A 13,299-nucleotide genomic window follows, 5' to 3' on the forward strand; every position below is an offset into this window, starting at 1 on the left:
AATCCTCATCTCCTCCGTCAGTTAGCGGTTGATACCAACCCATTCACCACTTTTTACGTTTTTTGGGCGCACAAATAAAAAGTTAAAAATGTAAAATTTAAGTTATGAATACGTATGCATGCTGTTGCTCTAAATTTCACCACAAGGATAAGATTCAAGCTGGAATAAAAAGTAGTGTCCGGAAATGTTCGCTGGTTTCCGGGTAAAAAAATAACTATTGGAACGCCCAGCATGAAAATATTCAAACCTAACATAATTACCCACGGCCTATTGGCCAGCGGTCTCATCCTCTCCAGTTCTGCGTTGCACGCTCAGCAGGCTGAAGAGTCCGAAACAATCAATGACGATGAAACCATCGAGCGTATCGAAGTACGCGGTTTTAGCTCGAGTCTGATCCAGTCGCTCAATCAGAAGCGGTTTAGTGATACGGTTACCGAACAGATTTCTGCCGATGACCTGGGGGGATTACCCGACGTGTCAATGGCCGATGCGCTGACTCGGTTGCCAGGTATTTCGGCGGTACGAACCGGTGGTCAGGCTGCTGAAATTAACATTCGCGGTTTGTCTGGCGACTTTGTTTTCTCAACATTAAATGGCCGTGAACAGGTTTCTACCAGTGGTAGTCGCGCCATTGAATTTGACCAGTATCCTTCAGAATTAATAAATTCAGCGGCAGTGTATAAATCGCCGAAAGCCTCGCTGATAGAAGGTGGCGTTGCCGGTACCGTAGAACTGCAAACCGCGAGCGCGTTGGCCAACGAGCAAACTCACACGTTTAACGCGAACGTACGTGGCATGTTCAATGACAGGGCCAGCGAGATCCCTGACGCCGAAGAATATGGTCATCGTATTAGCTTTTCCTATCAGGGGAAGTTCATGGATGACACCGTGGGGGTATCGTTAGGTTATGCACGTTTGTTTCAGCCCAGCGTTTCAACCCAATTTATTGGTTTTGCCTACAATGGCGCTGTCGACGTAGATGGTATCGAAGGTGACAACGATGCCGCCGGTACTGACTGCCCTGAGTGCGAATACATTTCAGAAGGCTTTGAAATGCAGCACAAAGGGGGAGAAGAAACCCGTAACGGTTACATGGCTTCAGTAGAGTGGGCGCCTACCGACAACTTTAAACTGAAAGCTGACGCCTTTCTCTCTAAATTTGACTCAGAAGCGTTCGCCCGTGGTTTCCGGGTAAAACTCGGCGGCATCAATGCCAATATTATCAACCCCGTGGTGGTAAATAATAGTGTGATAGGAGGCACATTTACCCGCTCTGATAGCAGCTTTACCCGGGTAGAGCTGGTGAATGATGACAACCAGGACTTCGACCAGGTTGCAAGTTTCGGTATTAAAGCTGACTGGCAGATAACGGATAACCTGAGTGCCCAGTTTGACGTGTCTAAATCCACCGCAGAAAGCGATTTTCGTAATGGTCTGCTTTGGTCTCTGGTTGCGGAAGACGCGAATGCCGCCAATCCCACCTTTGATGAAAACGTGCAAATCAGCTATTTGCTGAATGGGCTCAACCTGCCTGATCTCGCGTTCAATCAAACTGATGCGTTTACCGATTTAAATCGGGCGATGATCAGTAAATACGGGATTTATCCGTATGAGAACGAGGATGACTTGGATGCTTACCGTGCAGATTTCCAATACTTTCTCGACTTACCTGTCGTATCCGGTATCGAATTTGGCTATCGCTATTCGGATCGCGAATTCAGTAACGATCGCGCTATTTTCGAGTTCGGAAACGATGGCGGATTCTCAGTAAGTCAGCCGCCACTGAACATAACGGAAGGGATGTCTGAAGTAGTGGACTGGTCTGGCGCCTTTTCTTATTTCCCCAGCTACCTTTCTATCGATTTAAACACTGCTCTGAATGCCTGGTTTCCTGACGGAATTCCACAACCCGCACAAACCTGGGGCCCTGGCGCTGCTGGCGTGATCAATGGCGATGGTACGAACGCCGCGTCGGCCTGGACGATACAGGAAAGTGGTGAAGTATTTGAAACAGTAAACGCAGCATATCTGATGGCGAACCTGGACACAGAATTGTTTGGCATACCCATGACCGGAAATGTGGGTGTACGCTATGTTCGCACCAAACAAGCGTCAACGACGCTTCAGCGCGCAACACGCCTGGTTACCGACCCCGAGACGGGTGTGAGCGAGGAAGTCAGTGACCCAACCGCCGGCGCGCAAAACATTACAGATGAGTTAGGCCTGATCAATAACTTCTATCGCCCAACCATTCTGACCCATGAATTTACCGATGTACTGCCATCGATAAATTTAAATTTCAAGCTGACCGACAATTCCCAGTTACGGGTTGCTGCCGCGAAAGTCATGGGGCGTGCGCCAATCAACCGTTTCGCCGCCAATGCCTCCACTACCGTGGAAACCATTACTGCGACGATGGACAGAGACTCTGGGGAAGTTACCTTGTCTCAACCTACCGCCCGGGTAAACGGCTCAGCACGAAATAGCCCTTATCTTGAGCCGTTCTACGCGACCCAATATGACTTGTCTTACGAGTATTACTTCGACGAAACCGATGGTGCGCTGGTGGTAGCCGGCTTCTACAAGAATATCGAGTCATTCATCGAGAATATCGCCGTTGAACCTTACGACTTTGAAGGAAATGGATTCACCGTACCAGACTCGGTGCAGGTACCCGTATATCTGGAAAGTGAATTTAGCGGGCAGGAGCCAGAGCTAGCACTGGATGCGGCCGGTGATCCGTTGTTCGTGACTGTGCCAACCGAAAATGGCCGTTACGAGACGGCAATTAACAATGCGGAAGGCGGCTATATTCGTGGTGTCGAAATTGCCTACACCGAGATCTACAGCATGTTACCTGGCATGTGGTCTGGGTTAGGTATGAGCGCCAGCTATTCGTTCACAGAAAGTGAGATTCAGCGCACATTGAGTGAAGGCGTGTTTGCCAGCCAATTGCCTGGACTCTCTGAAAACGTGGTAACGGCGACGCTGTTCTGGGAGTACGAAGGTTTCGAAACCCGGGTGTCTGCCCGCTATCGGGATGCCTTCGTATCGCAGCAGGTAGCGGTAAATGATCAAACCGTAAACTTCGACGATGAGCTGGTGATTGACTATCAGGCCTCTTACGAAATTAACGACAATTTGAGCATGCTGTTTCAGGTAAACAACCTCACCGACGAACCTACCCGAAGCTATTTCTCGACACCGGAGCAAACAGGCACACTGCAATTCTTCGGTACCCAGTATTACCTCGGTCTGACCTATTCACTGTGAGAACAACAATCATGAACAAACTGAATAGCGCCAAAGCGAATAGACGTAAACGGACATCAGATATGACCAGACTTACTAAACAGGCTTGCGGGTTTCTGGCCTGCATACTGACACTTTTTGTATTAACCGGTTGTGGCGGCTCGGATATCGAATCGGGTAGCAATAATCTGCTTACCTGCGACTCGCCGCTTATCCCGGATTCAACGGGCACACAGTGTGTCGCGCCGCCTCCCATCGAGTGCGACCCGCCAACCGTTCCGAACGAAGCCAATAATGCTTGCGTAGTGGGGGCTGATCCTACGTTACCTGCACCGGCATTCTTTCCCGGTGAATATCAGGCGGTGCTTTACTACAACCGCGGCTCTGTGGATGCCGATAACATTCCCAACGACCCGGCTTATGACGGCTGGCGTCTGCATACCTGGAATGATGAAACCTGTGATGCCTATGCCGATGCAGATACCGACTGGGCCAATGGCCGTCAGCCAACCGGCATCGATCCGAATTATGGCGCCTACTGGGTACTTGAGCTAAAAGAAAATTATGGCACCTGTCATAACTTCATTATCCATAAAGGTACCGATGATGCCGGAAAGGAAATGGGAGGAAGCAACTACGCAGGCTCGCTGGTTCAAGACGACGAAACGTTCACCCGCATGAACTTCACACTGTCTGGTGAAGCAATCATTTTCGAATTTCCGATTATTTCTTTAGGTGAACAACCCGTCGATGTTGAAGGTCTTGGTGCACATTGGCTGGATGTGAACACCATTCTGTGGAACGCGCCGGAAGGTGTAGAAACCGTTGAGTTGCATTACAGTGAAACGGCGGGACTTGAATCTACCCTGGAAGATGGCCTCAACGGTACGGTACTGACGCTGACTGAAACCACCCTCACCGATGAGCAAATCGCGCTGGCGCCTCATCTGCAATCCATGCAAGCATGGCAAGGCGACTGGGATGAAGCTGCGGCGAAAGCGGTACTGAAAACCCAGACTGCAATCGGCGGCTACAACGATGAAGGCAAATTGGTTGCAGCAACCGGTATTCAACTGGCTAACGTACTGGATGTGCTTTACACCAGCGGCGATGATGATGCTAACGAAGCCTCGCTGGGACCGGTTTATACCGACACCGGCATTTCTGCCGTGGTGTGGGCCCCTACCGCACAGCAGGTTAATCTGCTGAGCTACTCAGACAGCAAGTCACTGCAGAATACGTATCCGATGACGCTGGATGAAAATACCGGGATCTGGCGCTACGATGGTGACATGTCACTGGATCGTACTCTGTACCGCTTTGAGGTTACCGTTTATCACCCTGTTACTGGCGAGCTGGAAACTCTGGAAGTCACCGACCCGTATTCGGTTTCACTTTCTACCAACAGCCGATTCTCACGTTTTGTGAATCTGTCAGATGACGATCTCAAGCCTGACGGTTGGGATACCCAATCGGTTCCGACGATTGCCGATCCGGAAGATGCGGTGATTTACGAAGGTCACATCCGCGACTTTAGTATTCTTGATGAATCCACATCAGAAGCGAACCGGGGCAAATACCTGGCGTTCACAGAAGAAGGTACAGCACCGGTTGCACACCTGCAAAAGCTCGCTAATGCCGGTATGACCCACTTCCACATGTTGCCTGCCAACGACATTGCCAGCGTGGATGAGAACCCCGCGAATGTAGTGAATATCAACGATACGATTGGCGATCTTTGTCGCCTAAACCGCAATGCAGCCATCTGCGAAGAGGAGCCGGAAGGAACAGTAATTAAAGATCTGCTGGAAAGCTACGATCCGGCTTCTGAAGGCGGCAAAGCCCAGGCGCTTATTGATCAAATGCGTGGCTATGATTCCTTCAACTGGGGTTACGATCCGTATCACTTCAATGTGCCTGAAGGCAGCTATGCCTCTGACGCCGAGGGTGTTCAGCGTATCGTTGAAATGCGCGCAATGAATATGGCCTTGCATGAGATAGGTCTGCGGGTTGTGCTGGATGTGGTGTACAACCACACCAATGCTTCAGGCGTGTATCCGCGTTCAGTGCTGGATAAAGTGGTACCGGGCTATTATCACCGTTACGACGTAGAAACCGGCGCGATGGTGCAGGAAACCTGCTGTGAAGATACCGAACCCCGTCAGGCGATGATGGAAAAGCTGATGCTGGATTCGCTGCTGTTATGGACCGAGCAGTATAAGTTTGATTCCTTCCGCTTTGACATCATGAGTCAGGCCACGGTCGATACTATGGTGCGTCTGCGTGATGCCGTACAGGCCATTGACGAAGATAACTATTTTTACGGTGAAGGCTGGCTGAAGGAAGACCGGGGATACGAGCAGGCCAACCAGATCAATATGGGCGGCACCCAAATCGGTACCTATAACGACCGCATTCGTGATGCTATTCGTTACGGTCATCTGTTTAACCCGGAAAGTGACGAAGCGCTGAGCGCACAGGATCGCCTGAAAATGGGCATGGCCGGTACACTCACCGACTATGTACTGGAAACTTCCGGTGGCTCTGCTACCACAACCAGTAGTCTGGGTGGTTACGGTCAGGACCCGGCCGACGTTATCAACTATGTGTCTAAACACGACAACGAAACCCTGTGGGATCAGTTTAACTACTCTCTGCCCATGGATCTCACTCTCGAAGAGCGTGTTCGTGCGCAGAATATCGGTATTACCTTACCGTTGATGTCACAAGGTATTCCATTCCTGCAAATGGGCGGCGACTTCTTGCGCTCCAAGTCGATGGATCGCAACAGTTACGATGCCGGGGACTGGTTCAACTATGTGGACTTTACCTTCAATACCAACAACTGGAATATTGGTCTGCCGCTGGCAGTGGATAATTCCGCGCGCTGGGATGAAATGAGTGCGTTTATCTACGATGCCGAGCGTGCTGCAAGCATGGGAGAAATTGAATTTGCTTCTACGGTGTTCGATGAATACCTGATGATCCGCTCTGGCAGCAAGTTATTCCGTCTGACCACCATGGACGACATTATTCAGCGCGTGGGTTTCCATAACATCGGTGCCCGTCAGCAAGTGGGGCTGGTGGGCATGAGCATTGATGATGGTTATAACGAAACGAGTGAAACACCACTGGCTGATATTGATCCCGCCGTCGATGCCATTATGGTGGTGGTAAACACCGGCTACGAAGAAAAATCCATTACTGTCGCTACAGCAACCGGTTTTGAATTACACAACGTGCTGATGAACTCAGTTGACAATACGGTACGTACCGCTATGTTCACGGAAGGGACCGGCGATGACGAAGGCAACGGTACCTTTACCGTGCCCGCACTGACCACTGCAGTATTCGTAAAACCGCAGATGGGCGCGCAAGGCTATGGCTTGTCGGCTTACGCCACTGCCGGTGCACCGGATATTGTACCGTTCGGTGACACTGTTGCCTATTTACGTGGTGACATGAACGAGTGGGGCACAGATTCACCGTTTACTTATCAGGGCGACGGCGTGTATACGGTTACGGCAACGCTAACTGCCGGCACCACCTACGGGTTCAAAATGGCTTCAGAAGACTGGGATGCAGTGAACTTTGGTGCTGCGGACGGTTCTGATGGTATTGTCGCTCTTGGCGACGACATGGTACTGGGTGTAAGCAATACCAACCTGAGCTTTACGCCAGCAGAAACGGCACTGTATGAATTCCGTGTGGATGCTTCAGATACCAGCGCCCCAATCCTGACTGTCAACTATGACGAGCCATTTGCACCCACCACCGTTTATCTGCGTGGCGATATGAATGGCTGGGGAACGGACGATGCCTTTAGCTACCAGGGCGATAAGATATACACTTTTGCTACTACGCTGGAGCCGGGCACCTATCAGTTCAAGATTGCGTCGGAAGACTGGTCTACGGTTAACCTGGGCGGAATGACAAATAACGAGTCAGATACTGCCGTTAACGTGGGGGCAACGCAGTTCCTTGCCGCGACTAACGAAAACCTGGTGCTGACCATTGAAGCGAGCAACAGCTATGTGTTTGTGCTGTCAGCGCGAAATGGTGAAATACCTACCATTGGTGTTTTCGAAGAGCAATTCTTTGGCGCAACGCCAGTATTTATTCGTGGCGGCATGAATTCATGGGGCACCGACAACGCACTGACGTGGCAGGGCGATGGCACCTATACGGCGGATATCGTGCTTAGCGGTGGTGCAACGGAGTTTAAGGTCGCTTCAGAAGACTGGAGCACGGTGAACTTCGGTAATCCAGATGGCGAAGCCTCAAACGAAGTGATGGTAGATGTTCCCAAAGTGTTGGGGGTCAGTAATAACAACCTGGTGATCAACGCTGAAGCCGGCACCTACCGCTTCACGGTATCAGGGCCAGATGGCAGTAAGCCTGTGATAACGGTAACGGCGCTATGATGTTTATCGATGAGATATAGCGATTAGTGATTTACCAAAACAAAAGGGCCGCTCAATTGAGCGGCCCTTTTTCGTATTTACAAGTCTATAACGCTAAGGCGAACAGTTTTGGTGCTACATCGTGGTAGTCTACCGCCATGGCTATGCTGAGGATCGTGATGTTCAGTATGGAGAAACCGAACACCTGACGGGCCCAGCGGGTCATATCGATATCAGGGCGATAACCGCGCAATGCCATCAGCAACCACCAGAAGCTGGTGGTGCAGGCAACTGCGAGGAAACCGATACCAGTATAACCAGCTATTGACAGCATCATGGTTACAATGGCGTAAACCGCGATGTAAAGCACGATATGCAGTTTGGCCTTTTCGATACCTTCTGCAACCGGCAGTACCGGAATATTCGCCGCTTCATAATCTTTGAAACGGAAAATAGCGATGGCGTAAGAGTGGGGCATTTGCCACAAACTAAACATCACCAGCAGAATGGCAGCGGCAGCATCGAACTGGCCACTTACCGCGCAGTAACCCACAACCGGGGGAACCGCACCGGATAAGCTGCCAACCAATGTGCCATACACAGAGTTACGTTTCATATACAGGCTATAAACGCCCACATACACCACATAACCCAGTGCAGCGAAAAACACCGCAGTGGCGTTAGTGTACGCCACCAGCAGGGCAAAACCCATCACACCCAGCACAATGCCATGCCAGAATGCGGCTTTCAGCGACATTTCCCCGGTCACGGTAACCCGGGAGCGGGTACGTTGCATCTTGGCATCAATATCCCTGTCAATGCAGTTATTAATTGCACATCCGGATGCAACAACCAGTGATAGGCCAATCAGCGTTGCCGCCATCAGCATAAAGTCAACGTCACCCCGTGATGCCAGCAGAAAACCACCGGCGACAGAGATCAGGTTGCCCATAATAATGCCGGGCTTAGTCACGGTTAAATATCGACGAAATACAGGTTTCATATTTCCAGTTTACCTCGCGTACGCTCAGAAAATGTACCAGCCAGCAGGCTAGTACATCATCATCGCGTTAGACTCGTAAATGATCCAGACAGACAGACCGACTACCATGAAGATAATCAGGGCACTGAACAGGAACGAGAACGTGCTTGCACGGCCATCTTCGGTAACGAAGTTCAGGTGCAGAAAGTATTTGAGGTGAACCCAAATCTGTACCAGACCTAAAGTAACGATACTCCAGATAGTGGTGCCTTTAGAGAAGTCGCCTTCCATAACCATCCAGAAAGGGATGACTGTCAGGATGACCGACAGTACAAACCCAATCACGTAGGATTTCACATCACCATGGTCGTTTGCATGGCTAACAGCGTGAGAATCGTGCTGACTCATTACAGTGCTCCCATCAGATAAACAACGGTGAATACGCAAATCCAGACGATGTCCAGGAAGTGCCAGAACAGGCTTAAGCAACTCAGGCGGGTTACCGTTTTATCAGGCAGACCACGACGCATCACTTCGATGATCAGGATAGTCATCCAAATCAGACCAGAAGTTACGTGCAGACCGTGCAGACCTACCAGCGAGAAGAACGCGGTGAGGAAGGCACTGGTATCAGGGCCGTTACCGTGAACGATCAGGTGATGGAATTCATAGATTTCCATACCGATAAACACGGCACCGAATACCCAGGTCACAGCCAGCCATAACAGCGTGCCGCCTTTGTTTTGCTTGTGTGCTGCAATCATTGCGAAGCCGAAGGTGATACTACTTAACAGTAGTGCCGCGGTTTCAACTGCAACGAAGTCCAGTTCAAAGATGTCTTTACCAGACACGCCACCGGCAGTGTTCATGAACAACACTGCGTAGGTTGCGAAGAACGAGGCGAACAACAGACAGTCGGTCATCAGGTAAACCCAGAAACCGAATACGTTGTTATTCTCGTGATGCTCGTGGTCGTGATCGTGATGCATATCAGTAGCTACTGAGCTCATGCGTTCACTCCTTTAGCATTAGCAGATAAATGCTCTGCTTCGATTGTTTCTACTTCATCAACCTGTACGTAGTAATCTACGTCGCTGGTGTAACAGCGCTTGATGAATACTGCGATACCGGCGATGAAACCAACAGCGGCCAGCCACCAGATGTGCCAGATAAGTGCAAAACACATTACCGTGAAGCTCATGCTCATGAAGAAACCGGCGGAGGTGTTCTTAGGCATGTGGATCGGGGCATATTTTTCAGGCTTCTGATACGCTTCGCCACGTTCTTTCATGTCAGTCCATGCATCAATGTCTTTGATGTGAGGAATAACAGCGAAGTTGTAGTACTGAGGCGGAGAGGCAGTTGACCACTCCAGCGTGTGACCATTCCACGGATCACCCGTAGTATCTTTAAGTGCTTCTTTGTTCTTAAAGCTGATGAACAGTTGCAGCAACTGGAAGAAGATACCCGCAGCGATTACGAAAGCACCGAAAGCAGCGATGTACAGCCAGATGTTCCAGTCAGGGTTATCAGTGTGGTTCAGACGACGGGTCATTCCTAAGAAGCCCAGAACGTACAGTGGCATGAACGCCAGCATGAAGCCGATCTGCCAGCACCAGAATGCTGCCTTACCGGTTTTCTCATCCAGTTTGAAGCCCATTGCTTTCGGGAACCAGTAAGCAAAACCTGCCAGGTAACCGAATACCGCACCACCGATAATGGTGTTGTGGAAGTGAGCAATCAGGAACAAGCTGTTGTGCAGTACGTAGTCAGCACCTGGGATAGCAAGCAGTACGCCTGTCATACCACCAATGGTAAAGGTAACCATGAAGCCTAAGGTCCACAGCACAGGTGTTGTGATAGTCAGACGGCCACGGTACATAGTGAACAGCCAGTTAAACAGTTTAACCCCGGTCGGTACGGCGATAACCATCGTCATGATACCGAAGAAGGCGTTAACGTTTGCGCTGGAACCCATTGTGAAGAAGTGGTGTAACCAAACAATGAAGCCCAGGATTGCAATTGCACCCGACGCGTAAACCATTGACTTATAGCCAAACAGACGCTTCGCAGTAAAGGTAGAAATGATTTCCGAGAAGATACCGAATGCTGGCAGAACCAGAATGTATACTTCAGGGTGACCCCACGCCCAGAACAGGTTGATGTACATCATTGAGTTCCCACCTAAATCATTGGTGAAGAAGTGGAAATCAAGATAACGGTCAAGCGTAAGCATCGCCAGTACTGCAGTCAGAATAGGGAATGACGCAGCAATCAGGATGTTACCCCAGGTACATGTCCAGGTGAAGATAGGCATTTGCATCAGTTTCATGCCCGGCGCACGCATCTTGAATACAGTTACCAGGAAGTTAACCCCGGTCAAGAGCGTCCCGAGCCCGGATATCTGCAAGGCCCATATGTAATAGTCGACCCCGACCCCCGGAGAGTACTCCAGACCCGCCAGTGGCGGATAAGCAACCCAACCAGTTTTCGCAAACTCACCTACACCTAAAGACAGGTTGATAAGAATTGCACCACCAGCCGTCAGCCAGAAGCTCAGGTTGTTCAGGAACGGGAAGGCAACGTCACGTGCACCAATCTGCAGCGGAACGATGATGTTCATCAGGCCCACCATAAATGGCATTGCCATAAAGATGATCATGATAACACCGTGCGCGGTGAAGATTTGGTCGTAGTGTTCTGGCGGCAGATAACCTTCTGCACCGTTTGTTGCCGCAGCAAGCTGCGTACGCATCATGATAGCGTCGGCAAAGCCACGCATAAGCATGATAAGTGCAAGCAGGATATACATGATACCCAGGCGTTTGTGGTCGATGGACGTGATCCAGTCGCGCCACAGCGGGCCCCATGCTTTAAATTTGGTGATCAGACCTGCGATCACCAGACCGAGTACTGCAACTACCCCAAGCGTAACCATTACGATTGGCTCGTGGTACGGTACAGCCTCAATAGATAATTTACCTAAAAAAGACATACTTACTCTTCAACCCCCATGTGATGGCCTTTGTGCTGCATCGCTTCGGCTTTTACGCCTGTAGCAGCATTAGCTGGCTTACCATAGAAATCCATAGAGCCATGATCTTTCATGTACTTCATGATGATTTCGTGGAACAGACCGTCGCTGACCGTGCTGTAATAAGTGACAGGGTGGTTTTCACTATCTTCAGCTAATTGCGTAAAGTTCTCAGAAGTCAGTGAACCGCCTTCTGATTTCACTTTCTGAACCCAGGCATCAAAGTCAGCTTCAGTTGGCGTTGCAATGGTGTCGAACTTCATACCAGTGAAACCTGCACCGCTGTAGTTTGCAGAAATACCTTTATAGGTACCCGGCTCATCAGCAATCAGGTGTAACTGAGTTTCCATGCCCGCCATTGAGTAGATTTGGCTACCCAACTGAGGAATGAAGAACGAGTTCATTGTGCCTTCAGAAGTGATTTTGAATGAAACTGGCTTGTTAGCCGGAATCACCAATTCGTTTACCGTTGCAATGCCTTGCTCAGGATAAATGAACAGCCATTTCCAGTTGAGTGAAACCACTTCAACGGTCATGTGCTCGCCTTTATCTTCAAGCGGGGCGTATGGGTCTAAGGCGTGGGTTGATTGCCACGTGATAATACCCAAAGCAATGATGATCAGAATTGGAATAGACCAAACCGTGGCTTCAATCTTGGTAGAGTGAGCCCATTTTGGTGTGTAGACTTCAAAATCGCGGCTTGCGCGGTATTTCCAGGCGAAATACAGCGTGAGTACAATTACCGGAATAACAACGATAAGCATGAGAATCGTACACAGAATGATCAGGTTCTTTTCTTCAATACCTACCTGTCCTTTCGGATCAAGTACGCCACCGCTACAACCGGCCAGTAACAGCACGATTGTGGCAAGAGCTAGTTTAGAAAGGTTACGAATAGACAAAAGCATTTTCCTATAACCCGGGTTCAACGTTATTGCCGCTGTTAGGCGACACGCGTAATTTTCCGATAGTGACTATCGAAGTTTTTCGAACAAGCGAACGCGACAGGAATCAACAATTGTAGTGACACGTGGCGCGCCGTTGATTACAGAGGTACCCGCAGGCACGTCTGTAATCACCAGAAATCACTTGTCAGAAGGTGGTGCTCGACTGCCGAACTGTTGTACAAACGGCTGTCGGTAGTCGTCATTAACGACCTTTAGCATTTGCCGGGACGTCACAATGCTCGCGCGGGTAAATAGCCCGGGACGAACAGGAATGCCCAACAAACAAATAAGCAGGATTGCTGAAAAGAAGAACAACGACAGCGCTTCGTCCATCATTGCAAAGGAATGGGGTTCAACTACGAGATTATCGTGCAGGGCACCAACGAACTCTGATGAGTCAGCCATAATGCCACTAATAATAAGTGTAACGTTGAAAAGGAGAACCAGCGTCGCCAACCATAACACCACGCCAACACTTTTCGTGCTGTCGATTGCCGTACGGTTTACGAAAACCGCTAAGGCGTTTGTGGTGAAAGTAGAGGTGGCCATACTGTTAAATGTGTCCTCGTTTGGTCCGACGTAGTGTCGACAGAAAAATTCCATCGAACATAAAATTAGGTCTTCGGGCGTAGGAGAGTAGAGAAAAAATCGGTGCGACTCAAGGGGGGTAAAATGAAGATT

8 protein-coding genes are annotated in these 13,299 nt (G+C 49.9%); 2 read left to right on the forward strand and 6 right to left on the reverse strand.

All coding sequences use genetic code 11. The annotated features are described in order from the left end of the window. Positions 1-231 precede the first annotated feature (231 nt). Together BFC18_RS14765 and BFC18_RS14770 are read left to right on the forward strand one after the other, a co-directional pair. Entirely contained in the window at positions 232-3,273 is a 3,042-nt protein-coding gene (locus BFC18_RS14765) for a TonB-dependent receptor (protein ID WP_070126331.1), read from the forward strand. Positions 3,274-3,335: 62 nt separating this feature from the next. Further along, the gene (locus BFC18_RS14770; protein WP_070126332.1) at positions 3,336-7,676 is read left to right on the forward strand and encodes an alpha-1,6-glucosidase domain-containing protein; all 4,341 of its coding nucleotides are present in this window, start codon (positions 3,336-3,338) and stop codon (positions 7,674-7,676) included. 85 nt (positions 7,677-7,761) lie between these two features. Here the strand turns inward: BFC18_RS14770 and cyoE are convergent, their stop codons facing one another. From cyoE to BFC18_RS14800, 6 genes are all read right to left on the reverse strand, one after another. Next, positions 7,762-8,658 carry a heme o synthase gene (gene cyoE / locus BFC18_RS14775; protein ID WP_070126333.1) on the reverse strand — a complete coding sequence of 299 codons (897 nt, stop codon included), beginning with the start codon at positions 8,656-8,658 and terminating at the stop codon, positions 7,762-7,764. A gap of 48 nt (positions 8,659-8,706) precedes the next feature. Then, on the reverse strand, positions 8,707-9,045 hold the full coding sequence (cyoD, locus tag BFC18_RS14780) for a cytochrome o ubiquinol oxidase subunit IV (RefSeq protein WP_070126334.1): 339 nt from the start codon (positions 9,043-9,045) through the stop codon (positions 8,707-8,709). After that, positions 9,045-9,647: a cytochrome o ubiquinol oxidase subunit III gene (gene cyoC / locus BFC18_RS14785; protein WP_070126335.1), complete on the reverse strand. Its 603-nt coding sequence runs from the start codon at positions 9,645-9,647 to the stop codon at positions 9,045-9,047. The genes cyoD and cyoC overlap by 1 nt, the downstream gene beginning before the upstream one ends. Next, positions 9,644-11,632 (reverse strand): cytochrome o ubiquinol oxidase subunit I, encoded by a 1,989-nt coding sequence (gene cyoB / locus BFC18_RS14790; RefSeq protein ID WP_070126336.1) that lies wholly within the window; start codon positions 11,630-11,632, stop codon positions 9,644-9,646. Before cyoB ends, cyoC begins: the two co-directional genes overlap by 4 nt. 2 nt (positions 11,633-11,634) lie before the next feature. Further along, entirely contained in the window at positions 11,635-12,573 is a 939-nt protein-coding gene (cyoA, locus tag BFC18_RS14795) for a ubiquinol oxidase subunit II (protein ID WP_070126363.1), read from the reverse strand. 183 nt (positions 12,574-12,756) lie between these two features. Next, positions 12,757-13,167 (reverse strand): hypothetical protein, encoded by a 411-nt coding sequence (locus BFC18_RS14800; protein ID WP_070126337.1) that lies wholly within the window; start codon positions 13,165-13,167, stop codon positions 12,757-12,759. Between the last annotated feature and the right edge of the window lie 132 nt (positions 13,168-13,299).

Source organism: Alteromonas confluentis (assembly GCF_001757105.1).
Taxonomy (GTDB): Bacteria; Pseudomonadota; Gammaproteobacteria; order Enterobacterales; family Alteromonadaceae; genus Alteromonas; species Alteromonas confluentis.

Bases quoted from the DNA above. Each gene is read 5' to 3' on its own strand.
- BFC18_RS14765 (WP_070126331.1), top strand. From the start codon at position 232: ATGAAAATATTCAAACCTAACATAATTACCCACGGCCTATTGGCCAGC.
- BFC18_RS14770 (WP_070126332.1), top strand. From the start codon at position 3,336: ATGACCAGACTTACTAAACAGGCTTGCGGGTTTCTGGCCTGCATACTG.
- cyoE (WP_070126333.1), bottom strand. From the start codon at position 8,658: ATGAAACCTGTATTTCGTCGATATTTAACCGTGACTAAGCCCGGCATT.
- cyoD (WP_070126334.1), bottom strand. From the start codon at position 9,045: ATGAGTCAGCACGATTCTCACGCTGTTAGCCATGCAAACGACCATGGT.
- cyoC (WP_070126335.1), bottom strand. From the start codon at position 9,647: ATGAGCTCAGTAGCTACTGATATGCATCACGATCACGACCACGAGCAT.
- cyoB (WP_070126336.1), bottom strand. From the start codon at position 11,632: ATGTCTTTTTTAGGTAAATTATCTATTGAGGCTGTACCGTACCACGAG.
- BFC18_RS14800 (WP_070126337.1), bottom strand. From the start codon at position 13,167: ATGGCCACCTCTACTTTCACCACAAACGCCTTAGCGGTTTTCGTAAAC.